Annotated in this window: 16 protein-coding genes and 1 tRNA gene; 9 read left to right on the plus strand and 8 right to left on the minus strand. The window is 66.7% G+C overall.

All coding sequences use genetic code 11. The features are described from left to right. Position 1 precedes the first annotated feature (1 nt). Positions 2-505, minus strand: coding sequence for a MarR family winged helix-turn-helix transcriptional regulator (locus B841_RS13340; protein WP_020934719.1), 504 nt, complete (start codon positions 503-505; stop codon positions 2-4). Positions 506-580: 75 nt separating this feature from the next. On the opposite strand from B841_RS13340, the gene B841_RS06655 reads away from it, so the two are divergent. Both B841_RS06655 and B841_RS06660 read left to right on the plus strand, forming a co-directional pair. Then, complete coding sequence (locus B841_RS06655; protein WP_020934720.1) at positions 581-2,617, plus strand: ABC1 kinase family protein; 2,037 nt, start codon at positions 581-583, stop codon at positions 2,615-2,617. Positions 2,618-2,675: 58 nt separating this feature from the next. After that, entirely contained in the window at positions 2,676-3,554 is an 879-nt protein-coding gene (locus tag B841_RS06660; protein ID WP_020934721.1) for a sucrase ferredoxin, read from the plus strand. Between the two features lie 93 nt (positions 3,555-3,647). On the opposite strand, the gene B841_RS06665 is transcribed toward B841_RS06660, so the two are convergent. From B841_RS06665 to B841_RS06680, 4 genes are all read right to left on the minus strand, one after another. After that, the gene (locus B841_RS06665; protein WP_020934722.1) at positions 3,648-4,694 is read right to left on the minus strand and encodes a hypothetical protein; all 1,047 of its coding nucleotides are present in this window, start codon (positions 4,692-4,694) and stop codon (positions 3,648-3,650) included. Between the two features lie 88 nt (positions 4,695-4,782). Next, positions 4,783-4,859: transfer RNA gene (locus B841_RS06670), tRNA-Pro, on the minus strand. Between the two features lie 85 nt (positions 4,860-4,944). Next, the gene (locus B841_RS06675; RefSeq protein ID WP_020934723.1) at positions 4,945-5,349 is read right to left on the minus strand and encodes a YchJ family protein; all 405 of its coding nucleotides are present in this window, start codon (positions 5,347-5,349) and stop codon (positions 4,945-4,947) included. Continuing rightward, a complete protein-coding gene (locus B841_RS06680; RefSeq protein ID WP_041632163.1) occupies positions 5,349-6,506 on the minus strand; it encodes a bifunctional alpha/beta hydrolase/OsmC family protein in 1,158 nt (385 codons plus the stop codon). Before B841_RS06680 ends, B841_RS06675 begins: the two co-directional genes overlap by 1 nt. Positions 6,507-6,570: 64 nt before the next feature. Here B841_RS06680 and secA2 point away from each other — a divergent pair, with 64 nt between their 5' ends. The 5 genes from secA2 (at position 6,571) to B841_RS06705 (ending at position 11,494) form a co-directional block, all read left to right on the plus strand. Beyond that, positions 6,571-8,862, plus strand: coding sequence for an accessory Sec system translocase SecA2 (gene secA2, locus B841_RS06685; protein WP_020934725.1), 2,292 nt, complete (start codon positions 6,571-6,573; stop codon positions 8,860-8,862). 118 nt (positions 8,863-8,980) lie between these two features. Beyond that, positions 8,981-9,412 (plus strand): oxoglutarate dehydrogenase inhibitor Odhl, encoded by a 432-nt coding sequence (odhI, locus tag B841_RS06690; RefSeq protein WP_020934726.1) that lies wholly within the window; start codon positions 8,981-8,983, stop codon positions 9,410-9,412. Positions 9,413-9,459: 47 nt separating this feature from the next. Continuing rightward, positions 9,460-10,203 (plus strand): transcriptional regulator FtsR, encoded by a 744-nt coding sequence (gene ftsR, locus B841_RS06695; protein WP_084481994.1) that lies wholly within the window; start codon positions 9,460-9,462, stop codon positions 10,201-10,203. Next, positions 10,204-10,800 carry a bifunctional nuclease family protein gene (locus tag B841_RS06700; RefSeq protein ID WP_020934728.1) on the plus strand — a complete coding sequence of 199 codons (597 nt, stop codon included), beginning with the start codon at positions 10,204-10,206 and terminating at the stop codon, positions 10,798-10,800. It abuts the gene before it with no gap. Positions 10,801-10,924: 124 nt separating this feature from the next. After that, positions 10,925-11,494: a MerR family transcriptional regulator gene (locus B841_RS06705; RefSeq protein WP_020934729.1), complete on the plus strand. Its 570-nt coding sequence runs from the start codon at positions 10,925-10,927 to the stop codon at positions 11,492-11,494. 82 nt (positions 11,495-11,576) lie between these two features. Here the strand turns inward: B841_RS06705 and B841_RS13345 are convergent, their stop codons facing one another. From B841_RS13345 to B841_RS06720, 3 genes are read right to left on the minus strand one after another with little or no spacing between them, the layout of a single operon-like run. Next, on the minus strand, positions 11,577-13,007 hold the full coding sequence (locus tag B841_RS13345; RefSeq protein WP_020934730.1) for a vWA domain-containing protein: 1,431 nt from the start codon (positions 13,005-13,007) through the stop codon (positions 11,577-11,579). A 12-nt stretch (positions 13,008-13,019) separates the two neighbouring features. Next, positions 13,020-13,898: a hypothetical protein gene (locus B841_RS06715; RefSeq protein WP_020934731.1), complete on the minus strand. Its 879-nt coding sequence runs from the start codon at positions 13,896-13,898 to the stop codon at positions 13,020-13,022. A gap of 13 nt (positions 13,899-13,911) precedes the next feature. Beyond that, a complete protein-coding gene (locus B841_RS06720) occupies positions 13,912-15,228 on the minus strand; it encodes a DEAD/DEAH box helicase (protein WP_020934732.1) in 1,317 nt (438 codons plus the stop codon). Between the two features lie 358 nt (positions 15,229-15,586). Between B841_RS06720 and B841_RS06725 the strand changes: the two genes are divergently transcribed. Beyond that, complete coding sequence (locus B841_RS06725) at positions 15,587-16,453, plus strand: DUF4132 domain-containing protein (RefSeq protein WP_020934733.1); 867 nt, start codon at positions 15,587-15,589, stop codon at positions 16,451-16,453. After that, positions 16,454-19,339, plus strand: a complete 2,886-nt coding sequence (locus B841_RS06730; protein ID WP_020934734.1) for a hypothetical protein — start codon at positions 16,454-16,456, stop codon at positions 19,337-19,339. Positions 19,340-19,395 lie beyond the last annotated feature (56 nt).

Raw genomic sequence — 19,395 nt, forward strand, 5'->3', positions numbered from 1 at the left:
GTCAGCGTCGCCGCCCGGGGCGTAGATCCGCGTAGTCGGTGAACTGCGCCAGCGTCGGCGTCGGCTGCTCCTCGTCGTCGGGCATGCCTTGTCTCAGGGTCGCGATCAGGCGGTCGAGGTAGCCTTCGAACTGGTCGCGGTCGGCGGCGGTGAAATCCTCGAAGAGCGCCGGGGTCGGCGGCAGCCGCTGCTCGACGGCCCGGCCCGCGGCGGTCAGGTGCACCAGGCTGACGCGGCGGTCCTGTGGCGAGGGGCTGCGGGAGAGATAACCGGACTTATCCATTTTGGACAGCAATTCGTTGAGGGAGGAGACTCGCACCCCTAAGACGGTGGCGATGTCGCGGGTGCTGAGGCCATCGCGAAGCTTCAGCAGCGCCAGCACCCGGCCCTGCCCGCGGCTCGGGTCGGTGATGGGATCGAGGCGTTCCGCGGCGTGACGGCGATGGCGCCGCAGCAAAAACTGGGTGTAGGCGAACTTGCTCGTCAACGGGTCGGGGCTCGACATGGCCCGAGATTAAGGCGGCGCCTGTTCAACCGTCAACCACCCGACCCGACACACAGACTCGGTAGCCTGAAGCCCATGGATTCTTCCGGAGCACTCAGCGGCGTAGGACTGGCACTGGCGATCATCGGCGGCGCCTTTTTGGCGTTGCTGGTGGTGGGTCTGCTCACGCTGGTGCTGGCGACGGTGATGCGCCGACTACTCGGCGTCCCCGTCGGCTGGCCCCGCACCGTCATCGTCGCAGGGGTGGTCGTCATCTCCACGGTGGGGATCTTCGGCGCAACCTTATGGGACCTCACCGCCACCGCCCCCGACAACGACTACTTCACCGGCGTCAACCTGCCCTCCAGCGTCCTCGTGCTGCTCATCGCCACCTTATGGATGCTCGGCTTCGGCAGCGCCATCCTCATGATGATGGAGCTGATCGTGCCCACCGGCGCACTGCCCAGCCCGCTGCGCATGGCCACCTCCTTCCGCTCCCGGCGCGACCGCAACCGCCGTTACCGGCAGGTGCTCGGGGTGTTCGTGCGTAACGGGCTGGCCGCGCCTTTCAGTCGGCCGCGCGGCAATCCCACCGCAGAAGTCGCGGTGCGCTTTCGTCGTGCCCTGGAAGAAGCCGGCACCACCTTCGTCAAGCTCGGGCAAAACCTCTCCACCCGTACCGACGTGCTGCCTGCGGCCTTCACCGACGAATTGTCCACCCTGCAGTCGAAGGCGCGGGCGTCCAGCTGGGAGGTGATCGAAAAGGAAATCGACGCCGAATTAGATGGCCGCACCGCCGAGGTGCTCGCCTGGCTCGACCCGGAGCCGCTGGCCGCGGCCTCCGTCGCGCAGGTCCACCGTGGCCGGTTGGCTGACGGCACGGAAGTGGTGGTCAAGGTCCAGCGCCCCGGCACCCGGGAGGAGGTGGCCAAGGACAGCGACATCCTCTTGGAGATCTGCGCGTGGCTGGAACGCACCACCGCCTGGGGCGAGGACATCGGCCTCACCGATCTTGCGCGCGGGTTCACCGACACCCTCAGCGAGGAGCTCGACTACACCGTCGAAGCCCGCAACATGGAAGACCTCCGGGCCGTCCTGCGCGGCGGGCCGATCACCGTGCCGAGGGCCTACCCGGACTACTCCACCTCCCGCATGCTCATCATGGACTACGTGCCCGGGCCCACGATCGGCGCCGCCGCAACCGAACTCGACGACCTCGACCCGCAGCTGCGCTCGACCCTCGGCCAGGAGCTGCTCAGCTCCGTGATGAGCCAGATCATGGAACACGGCGTCTTCCACGCCGACGTCCACCCCGGCAACGTCACGCTCATCGAGGACGGGGAAGGCGGCGTGCACCTCGGCCTGCTCGATTTCGGCGCCGTCGGCCGCATCGACCGGCACACCCGACACAACCTCTCCGTGGTCTTCGCCGCCATCGACAACGGCGACTCCCGCCTGCTCGTCGACGCCCTCAAGGCCCTGCTCGGGCGGCCGGATTCCCTGGAAGAGGCCGCACTGGAAAAAGCGGTCGGCACGCTGCTCGCCCGCTACGGCAGCGGCCTGAGTCGCTCCGTGGCCGGCATGATCGCCGACGTCATGTCCATGGTCACCGAGTTTCGCTTCTCCATCCCCGCCTCCGTCTCTTCCGCCCTACGCAGCCTGGCCAGCATGGAAGGCACCCTCACACTCATCGACCCGCAGGCCAACATCATCGAGATGGCACGCACCCACGGCGCCACATTCGCCCGCGCCTGGCTGAAACCCGGCCACATCAAAGAAACCCTGGAAGCCACCGTCTTAGAAACCCTCCCGATGTTCCGGCACCTGCCCCGGCGCGTCAATGCCGTCGTCGAGGACCTCCAGGAAGGCCGATTGACCTTCAACATGCGGTTCTTCTCCGACCGCGACGACCGAAAATTCATCACCGGCATGCTCCAACAATTCACCGTCGCCATCCTCGCCGGCTTCACCCTGCTCGGCGGCGTCGTTTTGCTGGCTTTCGGCACCGGCGGGCCACCCGTGACCGAAGAAATGTCCCTGCTGCAGGCCGTCGGGTTCATCATGCTTTTCGCCGGCTTCATGATGGCGCTACGGATCGTGACCATGGTCTTGTACCGCGACGACAAAAGTTGACGGACCCCCCTCACCGTCATGGCCGAACACCCGGGCGGGCACCGCTAGGGTGGGGGCCATGTCCGACATTGACGCCCTTCGCTGTTCTGACGCCCAGGTCGAACCCTTGCCCGGCTCCGCCAAACAGGAATCGGTGTACGTGCTCTACGAACACCCCTTCGGCTGGAGCCGCGACGTCCTCGACGGCGACACCTTCGGCGAAGAACTGACCGCCAAGCTCAAATCCTTCCTGAAAAAGCGCGCCGGGTTGCAGCTGATCCGCCATCCGGGCCGGGACGGCCGCAAGATCGATCGCCCCCGTCTCTTCCTGGTCTTCACCGAGTCCGGGGTGGCGGAGACGATGCTCGTCGACGGGCCGGAGGACATCCTGAATCTGGATCTGTCCGGTCCGGGGCGCAACGGGGCGCAGGAGGTGGATCACCCGTTGGTGCTGGTGTGCACCCACGGCAAGCGGGACGTGTGCTGCGCGGTCAAGGGTCGGCCGGTGGCCAAGTCCCTGGTGGACACCTATCTCAACGAGTCGAATGAGTTGATGGTCTGGGAGACCTCGCACACCAAGGGGCACCGCTTCGCCCCGTCGTTGATGCTGATGCCATGGGGGTATAGCTTCGGCCGGCTCAATGAGGAGGCGGCGTCGGCGATGGTCAACTACGCGATGGCGGGGCGGTATTTCCTGCCCGGTAACCGCGGCCGCGGCCTGTTTTCCCCGCGCGGGCAGGTGGCGGAGCTGGCGGTGGCCACCCGACTTGTCGACGCCGGCGAGCGCCTCGAGTACGGACAACTACGCGCCGACGACGGGCGGGTGACCCACATCGACGGCCGGTCGTGGACCGTGACGATGGACAAACGCGAAGTCGACGGCGTCGTCTCCTCCTGCGGCGATGAGCCCAAGACCGGCTCCGTGTGGGAGGTGGTCGAGGTCACGGCCATGGAGTAAGTTCCTGGCCGAAAAGTCCTCCACGGGCGGGCGTGTCCCGGCTTCATCTGGGGTTGTCCTGACAGCCAGCTGCGCGGGCATTCCCCACAGAGGCTATCGATTCCCGTGGGCATGAGCGTCACTCTCTATTCCTGATTGCCGGCGCCAGTCGTACCCGCCGACGACACTGTCGCCGTGGTTTCGCCAGACCACCGGTGTCTCGGCCAGCTCCACAGCGCCGCTGAACCAGAAGGCCTGCCCCGGATCCCACCCGGCGAGCATGCCGGCGCACCCCTCATCCACCGGGATGATCCGCCCGGCAGCGGCGAAGTAACCCCGCACGCTCAGGTGCAGCGCGTCATAATGCTGCGCGACCTGCACGAAATCCGGCGTCACCCAGTCGTGCGGATAACCGGTGGCCAACCGCCAGTCCTTTCCCTTACTGGCAGTCACATCCAGCGGGAATCTCCGGCACAGCTCAGCCCACGCCGCAGGACCGTCAATGGTGAACACCGTGGCGTCGGTGGACACCGTGGCCGCGTACACCCACCCGAATCCGTCCTCCACGAAACGGAGGGCGCCCGGGGTGCCATCGACTAGTTCACGGCTGGTGGCGATGATCGACCGGGGAGGCGTCGACCACCACAGACTTTCAGTTTGTGCTTCCTCCCGCCAAGACTCAAGCGCCTGCACCACAGACGGCGTCGGCGCTATCAGATTTGGCCGCATCCAGCTCACAGATGTGTGTCGGCCAGGCCGAAACATATCCGACCACCCGGACGCTACAGCGCAGTCCGCGACATGACGGGCGATGCGCCGCAGCCCGGGGCGCAACGGTGACGCTGACAAGAACACTTCACGCGCCATCGGAGGTTGCCAGTAGGTCGCACTGGACACGGTGCGCTCGAGCGCGTCGTAGACCAAGCCTGGGGTCAGCTTCACCAACGGCACCCGCTCCAGCGTCGGGGCCGCCGTCGTGGCTCTGGCGTGCGCGGAATGCCTACGGGCGATTCCGAACTTACGCAGGTTGCGCTCGAGGTAGTCGCCGAGCCGCCAGGTCGCCCGATGCAATGGTCCGTCTTCGGCTTCCGAGGCCAGGACCACCTCCATGAGGAAGTCTCTGCCGCGGGGGCCGGTGAGCAGAGCATCGACAAGCGTCATACCCGTCAACCTAGCTGCTCTAGCGACGCCCCGTGAAGACAAAGAAAACAGGCCAGAAGAAAAATGTTTTTCCTTCTGGCCTGTCATGTGGTCGGGCTGACAGGATTTGAACCTGCGACCCCTACACCCCCAGTGTAGTGCGCTACCAAGCTGCGCCACAGCCCGTTGCCACGTCCGAGAACGTAACCGCCTCAGATTACATCAGCGTCTTTCTCAATTGCCAATCGGCAGGCCACAGGGGGTGAGAAGATCAGGACACGTCACCGGCGCAGTAGACCCACGCGCCGTCGGCGAGCCTGCGGAACGTGGAATCCTCGCGCTGCGAGCCGGTGGCCGCGCCCTTGTAGAACGCCTCGAACTCCACCCGGCCGGTCTGATCCAGCGGCCCGCCGCCGGTCGTGGAGAGGACGTCCAACCGGTAGAACCGGAACGGCAGATCACCCACCTCGAGCTCCTCCGGGCGGGTGCGCGGGTCCCAGGTGCGCAACAGGTACTCGGCGTCGCGGGTGACGAACGCCGTGAAGCGCGACCGCATCAGCGTCTCCGCGGTCGGGGCCTGCGCCCCCACGTGAAAACGCCGGCAGCACTGCCCGTAGGGCAGGCCGGTGCCGCACGGGCAGCGCTTGTCGGGGTGGATCGGCTGCAGCGCGGCCATCAGCCCACGTCCATGATGTTGGCGTGGCCGGCGATCTTTTCCACCACGCTGGTCTTCGCCGCGGCCATCAGCCCGGCGCGCTGCTGGTCGGTGAGCTCGGCGTCGATGTCGATGCGTCGCTCAAACGTGACGTCGTGGACGTGCGCCATGCGCACCCGGACGTCGACAAGCGTGAGACGCTGCTTCGCGGCGGCTTCCTGGATGGCCTCGGTGGTGGCGGCGGACAGCGACATCATGAACAGATCCAGCGCGGAGTGGCCGCGGTCCCGCCCGCCGTTTGTTTTGGGGCGGTCCGTGTCCAGCTCGCCGAAGAAGGAGCGGGCGACGGTGCCTAATTTCACGCCGCGGGCGGAGCGGGTCTCGACCTGGCCCGGGGTGAGCTTGTTCGGCGTGTGCTCGGGGAGCAGGTACTGCTGGACCCAGTCGCCGATGACGTCGGCGGCGCGCACCGCGGCGCCTTGCCGGGTGACCAGATGATCGGCCTTATCCAGGGCCACCAGCGACTTCGGGTAGCGGGTGACGCTGAAGATCGTTTGCGCGTTGTCGATGCCCACCGTCTGGTCGATGGGGGAGTGCAGCAGCATCAGCGGCTGGCGGATCCGGGGCAGGTACAGCTCCGGGTTCGTCTCCGCGAGATCCTCCAGGAAACCACGTGAGATGACCAGCTCCCGGCCGCCGAGCACGACCGGGACGGAGCCGTTGGCGTCGACCTCGCCGATTTTATCCGCGTAGTGCAGCACGGAGTGCGCGGGGTCGAAAGGCGCGCCGATCGTGGCGACCGCCCGCAACTCAGGCAACTGCGTCGACGCCTTCAGCGCCGCCGCGCCACCTAAGGAGTGCCCCATGAGCAACTGCGGGGCAGCGTAGTTCTCGCCGAGCCACTCACAGGCTGCCTTGACGTCCTCGACGTTCTGGCTGAAGGAGGTGTCCGCGAAGTCCCCCTCTGACTGACCGAGCCCCGGAAAATCGAAACGCAACGTCGCGATCCCGTAATCGGTCAACCGTTTCGACACCCGGGACGCGCCGGGGGTGTGCCGGGAGCCCGCGAAACAATGGGCGAAGACGGCGAAAGCCCGCGGCGGGGCGGAAGGAAAATCAATGGTGCCGGCCATGTTCAGACCGGTGGACGAAGGGACTGTCACGTTGACGGACTGCATGGCCATCAGCATATGCCAGTCAAGTACCATCGTTGCCACACAACCCTTCGTGGAAAGGACACCCGTGGGCGCATTCGACTGGTTCTGGAAGGCGATGGGGGCGCAAAGCGAGCGCAACGACAACCGCTCCAAGCGCGTCGTCGCCGGGGCGGATGAAAGAACCGCGCAGCTCACCGAGCTTGACGACGCCGCCCTGGCCGCCCGCGCCCGCGAACTCACCGCCGACGGGGAGATCGCCGACAAGTCCGAATTCCTCGCGATTTTGTCCGTCGCCGCCACCCGCACCCTGGGGATGACCCCGTACAACGTCCAGTCCCAGGCGGTGTTGCGCCTGTTGGAATCCGACGTGATCCAGATGGCCACCGGCGAAGGCAAGACCCTGGTCGGGGCGATGGCCGCGACCGGTTTCGCGCTGACCGGCAAACGGGTGCACCTGATCACGGTCAACGACTACCTCGCCACCCGCGACGCCGAGTGGATGCGTCCGCTGGTGAGCTTCTTCGGCCTGTCAGTCTCCGCCGTCACCGAGAAGATGGGTCCGCAGCAGCGCCGAGAAGCCTACCTGGCGGATGTGGTCTACGGGCCCGTCAACGAAATCGGCTTCGATCACCTGCGTGACAACCAGATCACCCACCGCGCAGAGACGGTCCAGGCGCCCGCCGACGTGGCCTTGGTCGATGAGGCGGACAGCGTGCTCGTCGACGAAGCCCTGGTGCCGTTGGTGCTTGCCGGTTCCCAGCCCGGTGTGCACGCGACCGGCGAAATCACCGCCGCCGTCGCGCGCCTGCGAGAAAAAGAGCACTACACCACCGACGACGAGCGCCGCAACGTCTTTCTCACCGACGCCGGCGCCACGCATCTGGAGCGCGTACTGGGCCTGGACTCGCTGTACTCCGAGGACAACATCGGCTCCGTGCTGGTGCGGGTCAACCTGGCGCTGCACGCTAAGGTGCTGCTGATCCGGGACGTGCACTACCTGGTCTCCGAGGGCAAGGTCGAACTCATCGACGCCTCCCGCGGACGGGTGGCCGACCTGCAGCGCTGGCCCGACGGGCTGCAGGCCGCCGTGGAGGCCAAGGAAGGCCTCGACGTCACCGAGGGCGGGAAGATCTTGGATCAGATCACCCTGCAGGCGCTCATGCGCCGCTACCCGATGATCTGCGGGATGACCGGCACCGCCGTGGAGGCCACCGACCAGCTGCGCCAATTTTACGGGCTGCGGGTGTCTGTCATCGACCGCAACAAACCCTTGTGCCGCGTCGACGAGCCCGAACGCGTCTTCGCCACCATGGCGGACAAGCACCGGGCGATCATCGAAGAAATCACGCGCGTGCACGCGACCGGCCAGCCGGTGCTGGTGGGCACGCACGACGTCGCCGAATCGGAGTTGCTGGCCGAGGCGTTGGGCCAGCAAGGCATCGAGGTCAACGTCCTCAACGCGAAAAACGACGCGGAAGAAGCCCGCATCGTCGCAGAAGCCGGCGACATCGGCCGAGTCACCGTCTCCACGCAGATGGCCGGGCGCGGCACCGACATCAAACTCGGCGGCGCCGACGGCGCCGACCACGACGAGGTCGCCGCCCTCGGCGGGCTGACGGTCATCGGCACCGCCCTGCACCGCTCCTCGCGTCTGGACAACCAGCTGCGCGGACGCGCGGGCCGGCAGGGCGATCCGGGCCGCTCGCAGTTTTTCGTCTCCCTCGACGACGACGTCGTCGCCTCCGGCGGTGGCGGGGAAGAGGTCACCGCCCACCCGGACGAACACGGGGAAGTGACCTCCAAGCGCATCCTGCGTTTTGTCGAGCACACCCAGCGGGTGATGGAGGGCCAGCTGCTGGAGATCCACGCCCAGACCTGGAAATACAACCGGTTGCTGGCCGATCAGCGCGAGATCGTCGACGAACGCCGCGCCACCTTGCTCGACACCGACAAGGCCCTGCGCGAGCTGTCCGAGCGCGCCCCCGACCGCGTCGCGGAACTGGCCGACCTCGAGGCGGGCGTTATCGAGCAGGCCGCGCGTGAGATCATGCTCTATCACCTGGACACGCAGTGGTCGGAGCATCTCGGGCACATGGACGATGTACGCGAGTCGATCCACCTGCGCGCCATCGCCAAGGAAACCCCGATCGACGAGTTCCATCGCATCGCGGTCCGGGAATTCCGGGACGTGGCGCAGCGGGCCGTGGACAAGGCGGCGGAGACTTTCCGGTCCGTCCACATCGACGACGAGGGCGTGCACCTTGACGATGAGGGGTTGGCGCGGCCGTCCGCGACGTGGACCTATATGGTGTCGGACAACCCGTTGGCGGGGTCCGGCAACTCCGCGGTCGGCGGGATCGGCGACCTTTTCCGCTGATCCATTCTGGCTGCGGACTGTGAAAACCCCCACGGGGGCGGGTTCGCGCCACGGCGAAACAAACTACTGACTATGATTGAGATCAATTCATTCATCACGACGATCCGGAGGCATGTACATGAGCGAGAACAACGCGACACCTGAGGCTCAGGTTGAGACCACTTCGGTCTTCCGCGCAGACCTGCTCAAAGAGATGGAAGCCGGGCAGGGCGCCGCTGCGACCGACACCAACGTGGACAACCTGCCCGAGGGTGCGGCTCTTCTCGTAGTCAAGCGGGGTCCGAACGCCGGCGCCCGGTTCCTGTTGGATCAGGAAACCACCACCGCAGGCCGCCACCCGGAGGCCGATATTTTCCTCGACGACGTGACGGTGTCGCGTCGCCACGCGGAATTTAGGATCTCCGAGGGCGACTTCGAGGTCGTCGACGTCGGCTCGCTCAACGGCACGTACGTCAACCGCGAGCCGAAAAACGCGCAGGCGTTGGCCACCGGAGACGAAATCCAGATCGGCAAGTTCCGCCTAGTGTTTATCGCCGGCCAGTCCAACTAAGCACCCGTCACCGAAAGTTACGATAAAAGCACAGCAAGTTCTTCACCGTGAGCGCAGTTCATAAATCCGTAACGCCGCACGCAGGCGTCAAGAAGCAGGCCAAGCCGAAGACCATGTCCATCGGCGTGGTGCTCGAGCGCCTGCGTGCCGAATTCCCCGACGTCACCGTCTCCAAGATTCGTTTCCTCGAATCGGAGGGGTTGATCACGCCGCAACGCACGGCGTCCGGTTATCGTCGTTTCACCGACGAGGACATTAAGCGATTGCGCTACATCCTCGTCACGCAGCGGGACAACTACACCCCGCTGAAGGTGATCCGGGAACAGTTGCAGGCGATGGACTCCGGTCAGGTGACCGCGTTGTTGTCCGCAGGCGATGCGGAGCCGATGATCTCCGCGGAGAACTTTCGTAAACCCGCGCTGACCCGGTTGACCGACGAGGACGTGGCGGAGCAGGCCGGCTGCCACGTCGAGGCGGTCGCGGAGCTGATGGAGATCAGCGTGATCTGCCCGGACGCCTCGGGTTTTTACACGGCCGATGACGTGCGCACCGTGACCACCGCCCAGGCATTGCGGGAGTTCGGTTTCACGGCGAATCATCTGAAGCGGCTGCGCACCGCCGCCGACCGGCAGGCGGATCTCATCGCCCAGGTCGCCGGCCCGATCGCCCACGGCAAGGAGGCGACCGCCAAGGCCCGGGCCGAGGAAATCGGCCAGCAGATGAGCGCGTTGGTGGTCTCATTGCACGCCGGTCTGGTCAAAAACGCACTTCGAGATGAACTGGACAAATAAATGAGCCTTAACCTCGTGGAGTATCACGGTGTGCACATGGTCGGTCCGGAGAACTTCATGTGCGCGATTTTGCGCAGCCCGGAGGACGGCAAGATCTTGCCGATCTGGATCTCCATCGTCGAAGGCTCGAACCTCGCCGCCCGTGAGCAGGATGAGAGTCCTCGGCGTCCCGGCACCCACGATCTGCTCGCCGACGTACTGTCGCGGCAAGAGGGGGACACGCCCACCATTGCGATCACCAGCCACTACGAAGGCGTATTTGTGACGACAATCACACAGGCGGGTGAGGAGTTCGACGCCCGCACCTCCGACGCCCTCGTTCTGTCGCAGATTCTGGATATTCCGATCCTGATCGATGAGGACGTGTGGAGCCAGACCGCGATTTTCCTCAGCGACGAAGACCTCGAACAGTACCTGGACGTCGACGTCGACGAGCCCGCTGAGCAGGATCTTTTGGCGGGCACTGACGTGGACGCGGATTTTCGGGAGATGATGCGGTCGCTGGGCATCGCCGATGAGGCAGGAGAGGAAGACTCCACGGAAAACGGCGAGAACGACAATCCGGAAGAAGACCCCGAAGAGGATCCGGATAATTAAGGAACTCAATAGACCTTTAGAGGTCTAGATTTTCGGCGTGTCAACCCGTTTAATGTTGACTTGGTTATAACCTTGGCTTTTAATGAGCTTTAAGGCTTTTTGTCAACCCCATGGGAGTAATCACGTGAGCATCCTCGAAGACGCCGAGAATCAAGTGCCCGTCCAAGAGTCACTCTTCGACATCGGACCGGGCGAGGAGGTGGGCTACCGCGTGCCCATCACCTGCCAGGTCGCCGGCATCACCTACCGCCAGCTCGACTACTGGGCGCGCACCGATCTGGTCAAGCCCTCCATCCGCAACGCCAAGGGCTCCGGCTCCCAGCGCCTGTACTCCTTCAAGGACATCCTCGTCTTGAAGATCGTCAAGCGTCTGCTCGACACCGGCATCTCCTTACAGAACATCCGCTTGGCGGTGGAGAAGCTGCGCCACCGCGGCGTCAACGACATCGCGGAGATCACGCTGGTCTCCGACGGCACCACAGTCTACGAGTGTCGCTCCAACGACGAGGTCATCGACCTGCTCGGGGGAGGTCAAGGCGTGTTCGGCATCGCGGTGCCGAGCATCATGAAGGAGCTGACCGGCACCATCGCCGAATTCCCCTCCGAGCGGGTCAGCCCGCAGGAAGCCGAGGACAGCGCCGAGGTCGTCGGCATGGACGAGCTCGCCGCCCGTCGGCGTCTGAAGACCTCCTAGACCTTTCCACTCCGCGGGACCACACGCAACAACCCGCATACCGCCAGCTCACGGGCGGTATGCGGGTTCTCGTGCTTTCCGGCTACAGGCCGGCGGCGCCACGCAGGGATCCAATCCCCGTCGTCGAGGAGTCGGCGACGTCGGCCAGCGCCTGATCGACGGGGGCGTCACCGACGTGGATGACGTCGATCATGACGTTCTCGCTCTGGGCCCGGCCGAGCGCCTGGCGGAAATCCTCGTCGCTTAGGTCGGCTTCGGTGCCGGTGGTCACCACCAGCACGCGGACGGGTTCGTCGGCCAGTCGGGCCTGATCGGCGGCGGTGTTTGCGGCGGCCACCACGGCCGAGCGCGTCTGCGGGACGCCGCCGGTGCCCAGCTGGCGCAGCACGTTGGCCACGGCGTCGGCGTCGTCAGTGAAGGTGAGGTTGCGGCGCCAGCCTTTTTGCACGCCCGGGTTGATCGGGGAGGAGTAGTTCCAGATCGCGACGGTGTTGCCCTGGTCGGTCAGTCCGGCGGCGACGCCGGCGAGTTCGTCACGTACCGCGTCGAAACGCCCGGTGATCCGCTCGGAAGTGTCCAACAGAAGCAGGGTGGTGACCGGTTGGGGCGTCGCCGGGGCGGGGGCCGGCTCCTCGGTGGGGGTAGTTTCCTGCGCAGTGCTCTGCTCTGCGGTGCTCTCCTGCGGGGTGGTGTCTTCCTGGGCGTCGACCTCGCCGGTGGCCTGGGCCAGCAGTCGTTTTTCCACGGCGAGCACATCCCCGGTCGGGGAGTGCTGCTCGGCGGAGTAGTCCACGAACTCCGCGGCGGCGCGGGACTGCTCCTCAGAGACCTCCCCGGCAGGGGTCAAGGCCACGGCCTCGACGGCGAGGGAGCCGAGTTCGGTGAAGGTCGCGTCCTCGCCGGTAGCCGTCTGCGGGGCGGCGTAGAGGCCGGTCGCTTGTGCCTGGGCCAGGGTCAGTTCCGCGTCGCGATCCAGCAGTGCTGCGGCGGCGTCGTCATCGGCGGTCAGTTCCGCGGCCACCGCGGCAGCCACCGCCGGGTGATCCGCGACCGGGTAGGCGAGCTCGTCGGCGGCCAACTCAGAGACGTCGACGTCGCCAGTGGCGACGACGCCGACCGGAAGGGAATCCACGACGGTCGCCGAGCCCGCGGCACTGCGGCCGGCGGCCTCGTAGGCGGGCCAGGTGCCGATATAGGCGGCGGCCTCAGCCGGATCATCGACCAGTTCCGGCTGCACGCAGTGATCACGCACGACGGGGTCGGTGTCCTGCCAAGCGGCGAGCAGCCGCTGCCCGTCGACGTCGTCTTCCGCGGCCAGCGGCAGGCTTAGCTCGCCTTCGAGGCATTCCGCGTTGTCCTGGCCGCCGGCGACTGCGGTGGTGTCGTCTCCGGCGGGCTGACGGAAGCCGAACCACCAGATCAGTCCGGCGATCAGGGCGATAACGATGACGAGCACCACGATCGCGTTCGCCGATAAGGAGAAGTTTGATTTCCCGTCAGAGTGTCGGCCCACGAGTCATCCCTTTCAGTCAGTGTTAGCTGGCAGTTTAACCCGCCGGGCGGCCTGGATGAGTGCGACAAGCCGAGCACGCAGCAGGTCTGCGCGTTCCGCCAGGCGCCGTTGCCTGCGAACGTACTCCGCCTTGCCCTCCGGCGTCTCGACGGCGACGACCCCGAAGCCTACTCCGCGGCAGTCATACGGTGAGGCCTCCATGTCCAGGACCCGGGCGTCCATCGCCAGGTCGAAGGTCTCCAGCCACACCTCGGAGGGCACGAGCGGGGCGAGTTTGGCGGCCCACTTGTACAGATCCATCGTCGCGTGCACGCAACCGGGCTGATCGTTGCGGGGTTGTTCGTCGCGGTGGAGCACCGTGAGGTTCAACGGCCGGGCCGGGGCGGTGAAAAACCGGTAGGCGTCGTAGTGCGTGCACTTGAGCTGATGGTCCTCGACGACGGCGTCTGTGCCGGCACGCCCCAACCGCAGCGGCAGGTCGTGGCGAAGTTCGCCGCCTCGGTAGCACATGGCCCATTCATGCAGGCCGAAACAGTCGAAGTGCGCCGAATTGGCGGCGGTGGAGCACAACAGGTGCTCGATGTCGTCGACCGCGGTACCGCGGCGCGCCAGAAACGAGGCGACGTCGACGCCCACCGCCGCGTGGTGGCGGGTGTAGTCGCGCCAGCGGTTGTGCACCGCGTGGCCTTCCGGATCTTCCAGCCACACGCCGGCCCCGGGGTGCCAGCGGCGCAGATGCGCCGGACGCACGGGGTAGTACTCGAAGAGAAAATCGTAGACGGGGTGTTTTTCCTGCCGGCGCCGGCGCGTGAGGTGCGCGGCGGTGCGCTGATCCACGGCGTCGTGGTGCGCCTGCTGGCGCTCCCGCCACACCTGGGCGTCGAGGATCACGGTCTACGCGCCTTTACTTGGCACGGGGGCCACGTCCGCGCGAGCGCGACTGCCCGGAGCGACGCTGGCCGGCACCCTGCGGCTTGCGCCCGCCGCGGCCCTGCTGCGAGGGCTTACGCCCCTGCTGCTGCGCCTGCTTTTGTCCCGGCGGCGGCAACGGGCTCCCCGACGGCTGCTGGGCGCCGGTGATCTCGTGCAACTGCGGCGAGCCGACGGAGACGGAGACTTCTTTAGCGTCGACGCCGGCCTTTTTCAGCAGTTGGGTCACTTCCTTGCGCTGCTCGTCCATCACCAGGGTGACCACCACACCCGCGGTGCCGGCCCGGGCCGTACGTCCCGAGCGGTGCAGGTAGGCCTTGTGCTCGGCGGGCGGGTCAATGTGGACCACCAGCGAGACGTCGCTGATGTCGATGCCGCGGGCGGCGATGTCGGTAGCCACCAACACCGGCAGGGAGCCGTCACCGAAACCGGTGATCGCACGCGTGCGCGCACCCTGGGTCTTGTCGCCGTGGATGCCTTCGGCGTTGACGCCGACGCGGCGCAACTTCTTGACCTGTCGGTCGACGCCGTGCTTGGTGCGCATGAACATGATGGTCTTGCCGGCACGCGCGGCGATGTGCGGGATGATCTCGTTGCGCTGCTCGCGGCTGCCGACCAGCAGACGGTAGTGCGTCATGGTGTCCACCGCGCCCTGGGCGGGGGCAGTCGAGTGGGTGACCTCGTCGTGTAAGTAGCGGTCGACGAGTTTTTGCACGTCGCCGTCCAGGGTCGCGGAAAACAGCAGCCGCTGTCCACGCTTGGGGGTGGTGTCCAGCAGTTTCCGGATCTGGGGCAAAAATCCCATGTCCGACATCTGGTCGGCCTCGTCCACCGCGGTGATCTGCACCTGGTCGAAAAACAGCTTGCCCTGATTGATCAGGTCCTGGGCACGACCCGGCGTGGCCACCAGCAGATCGACCGGGGCGGCCAGCGAGGTGATCTGGCGGTTGATGCTCACCCCGCCGACGACCTCGAGCACGCGCAGCCCCAGGGCGGCAGCCGGATCTTCGAGACGCTGCTTGATCTGGGAGGCCAGCTCGCGGGTGGGGGTCAGGATCAGCCCGCGCGGATGCCCGGGACGCGAGGCCCCGGACTTAGCCAAGCGGGTGAGCATGGGCAGGCCGAAGGTGAAGGTTTTGCCGGAGCCGGTCGGACCGCGGCCCAAGACGTCACGGCCGGCCAAAGCGTCCGGAATGGCCGCGGCCTGAATGGGGAAAGGTTCGGTGATGCCTTGCTTCTCCAGTACCTGAACGATAGGACGGGGAAGACCGAGGTCAGCGAATGAAGTCATTGCACAAAGTGTAGTCGCAGGTGGAGCCGGTGCGGGAATCGGTGGACCGGTGACGGCCTGCACCAGCCCGCCGGTGGCGGACAGGTACCGCAAGATGGCGCGCACCCGGCGATGGTCTTCGCCGTAGTGCAGGCCCAGGCGCTGGAAGATGTCACAGACGTGTGTCACCCGTTTTTGAGCAGCATCAGGATGCTCGCGGCAATCTGTCTCGACCCGCAGGCGGGGGGGGTGATCGTCAACCACGCGGCCCCGCTTACCGGTGAGAGGGCTTAAGCGCGCGACATGGGCCGGGCAAAACTATTGTCGAACAGATGATCCCCGACGCAGTGCTCCGCCCCACAGAAATGGGCCACCTTCCATGACCGAGCCCCTCGACGACGCCTCCACGCACTGGCTGCCCGCCGGCGGCTATCTGCTGCGCCTGGCAGGAGATGCGATCATCGCCGCTGACGCCGACGGCCAACCACTGCCCGCCGTGCCCGCCGCGGCCACCACACACGAGGTGTACGAACAGCTGGACGCCCGGCGCGCCTTCCTCGCCCACCACGCCGCCGCCTGCCGGGACGTCGTCCGGGGCTGGTTCAGCGTCGGGGCGGTAGTACCTGTCAGCGTGCTCACCGCCGTCTGGCCCGACGACGTCTGGCAAGACGTGCTCACTGATCTGGTGCTCACCGACGGCGTCGTCACCGGTCTACTGCGCCACGCCGACCCCGTCGCCTTGTACCTGATGGGCCTGGACCGCGAGAGCGTGAGGATTACCCGCACCGACGCCGCCGCCGTGCGCATCCCGCATCCGATCACGCTGACGCGGCTCGACGACTGGCGGGAACTGGCCGTCGAACTCGGCATCGACCAGAGCGTCGATCAACTGTGGCGGGAGATCACCCACAAACCCGCCGGGGCCCAGGCGCAATCCACCGCACTCAACGCCTATCGGCACGCACGCTACGAACGCGCCGGGCACCTGATCGGCCGGGCCCGCAGCGCCGGATTCACCGCCACCCTCAGCACCGTGAGCACCCAGGTCACTGAGGCCGGCCGCCGCGTCACCGCCGAACTCGGGGTCCACGCCTATCTGCCGGATGAGGACGCCACCTTGGGAGAACTGTCCTTCCACACCGACCACACACCGCTTAATCCCGCTGACGTCGGGCCCATCGCCTGGTCCGAAGCCATCCGCATGGCCGACTACCTCTGGGCCGGCCGCACTCACAAGGACAACTAAATGACCCGCATACGTACCCACGTCGGCATCGAACCGTTGACCCACCTACCCCAGGGACAGACCCAGCACCTGACCGCCGCCGCCTACACCCTCCCGGGCCGCACCATCGTCCGCCTGGTGCCCGAAGCCCTGACCGAGGCAGAAGACCGCACTCTGGACACCATCGGAGCCCAGCCGGTCAGCCACGCCCCAGTGGGCTACACCACCCCACGCGCCATCGGCTTCCCGGCCTGGCCGATCCTCTCCGACCCGGACAACGCGCATCACGCCCTGCACCTGGTCGGCGAACTGGAGTGGGCACGACGCCGCGCCGGGAGCGCGAAAAACACAGTCAAGCAGCGGCTGAATCAGCTGGCCGCCACCCTCAGTGCTTCCGCCCCGCATTTTGTGCCCACCCTGCTGGAGGAAGCCGCCCGGATCTTCGCGGCCGCAGACAACCTCACCTACGCCACACAGATGTTCAACCAGGCACGGGAGACCGAACGCACCCGCAGTCTGGCGGTGGACGACCAGCGCCACCGCGCGATGTTTCAGGAGTTCACCGCCCTCGGTGTGGTCGGCATCAAGGCGTTGCGCGCCGAGGCGCAAGCCGTCCCGGCGCGCGACGGCGACCCGCACGGGGTGCTCGACTACCTGATAGATCTCAACGCCACGCGCCTGCGCGCCGGGCATGAGCCCTACCGGGGGCTGGTGAAAGATCTGCGCGCGGCGGGAAAAATCTCCGGACTCAGCGCCGCGGAGACCGACGACCGGTTCTTCGACGCCGTGGTGGACATTCCAGCTGTACTGCACGCCCCGGCTGACTTTCTGAGCGGGATACGTGACTCCCTGGTGCGCTATGCCCGGACCCGTCCTGCGGCGCGCTCCTTGCTGGCCCGGATTCACCCTCGAGAGATGAACACCGACGAATACCTCGCCTTGCTGGAAGAAAGCGGGACAGTGGCCGAGCTGCGCGCTGATCCGCAGGCGTGGGCCGAGTGGTTATTGGAGCTGATCGCGCAGATGCCGCAGCGCCCGGACCGACAGGGCACGCTCGTGGACCAGGTGTTAGATACCCGGGAGCAGCTCGCCGGACATGAAGTGCAGTTGCCCTTGCAGTATGTGGATCTGGACGTGCTCGACGCTTTATTGGAGTGCGGGGTGCGCATCGCCGGGCCGGAGTCGGACTTGTGGTACCACTCCGTCAACTGGTCGTCGTGGCTGCAGGCCACCAACGGCGTGCGCGCACGGGCGCTCGATTACGTCGCGGCGGATCCCGTCCTCGGCGAGGATGCCCGACAGGCGCTGCGCAGCGCGGAGATCCGCTCACACGCCGATATCTTGCTGGCCACATCCGGCACCCGGCAGATCCTCGACGACGTGCTGCAACGCCACCGCCAGCTGCGCGACGGCCCGGCACTGAGCGTGGCAGGCTTACGCGAGTTTCACGCCACTGCAGCCGACCTGGCCCAGCCACCCATCGCGGAACACCTCCCAGAGCCCCTGCGGGAGGTCCTCGACGTCGACGCCGCCGCACTGCTGCAGCACAGCGTCCGGGGCGGAGTATTGGCCGAGCTCACCTGGCCCGCCGCGGAAGAGGCCATCCGCCGGCTCTGCGCCCAGGCGGGCACGGAGAAGTACCGGCTTTTTAGCACTTACCCGGCCGTCGCCGTGGTCGCCGGCCGCCACCTCGAGGTCATCGACGGCGATCAGGTCATCGCGTCCGGACAGCTACCGGAAGACATGGACTGGATCTTCGGCGTCCAGCACATGGGCGAGACCGCCGTCTGCTACTACCGCGACACCGGCGGCGACTACCTCGCCTACTGGCTGCACACACAGGCCGCCACCACGGTCACGGACCCCAGCAGCACGTTCTCCGCCGTCAACTACTCTCTGCCGTACCGGGACGGCAGACTGACAGGCAAGGGCCACCTGACCGTCGGGGACACCACCCACTTCGGCCCCGCCACCACCGTGCTCACCACCGACCCGGACACCGCCACCGTCCTCGCCGACGGCGGCCACTCCCGCACCTACCGCTGGGACGGCGAAAGCTTCCACCAGGTCCAGTACACCGCCGAGGAACTCACCCGTGACCTCGGCCTCCGCGAGCTGGGCCTGGACATCCCGGAGCTGGGCCCCGACACCGAGATCCGACTGGAGCACTCCACCCTCGTGCCCGCCCAACCGGGCACGGCCGACAGCCCCCTGGGAACGATCAACGGCGTCCACGCCCAAATCCACCTGAACCAAGGCGGACACGAGAGCATCGTCACGGCCTTCGGCACTTTCGACGCCCACGACTGCCCCGCAGTCCTGCGCCGGCCCGGGGGAGGGGTCTGGCTACGCGACTCCCACCGCCTCCTCGACCACGACACCGGCCGCGACCTCGACCTCACCGCCCGCAACACCACCCCCATGCGCATGATCGAACACTTCCCCGTGGCGGCCCTGCACCAGACCGTCCCGCGCGACGACGCCGCCAGCACCCGCATGCGCTCCTACCCCCGCACCCACGCAGAAGAACTACTCAACGCCCTACACACCGAAAACGACAACCACACAAACGTCATCGCCGCGCCACTCGGCACCGACGACCCCGAACTCATCGACGCCATCGCCACCCTCGCCCACGCAGTGCACGCAGTGGCCACGGACTACGCCACACTGCGCCACACCGCCGGTCTCGACCAGAGCCCAGACACCGACACCCCGGAACCGGAACTGACGCTCTCCGGCGCAGCCAGCCAACTGCTCAACCCGGACACGGCGGCCACCCCAGGCGCCACACCCGCCCCGACGGCTCACCCCCACACCGTCGCAGGCATCGCCGGCCTACTGCGCCACGCCCGCAACCCCGACGCCACCCCCACCGACGACCACGGCCTGCACGTCACCGGCTAGAACCGCATCATCGGCAACGAAACCCTGCTCATCGCCCGCTCCCTCGGCCCCCACGC

Origin of the sequence: Corynebacterium maris DSM 45190 (genome assembly GCF_000442645.1) — a bacterium.
Lineage (GTDB): Bacteria > Actinomycetota > Actinomycetes > Mycobacteriales > Mycobacteriaceae > Corynebacterium > Corynebacterium maris.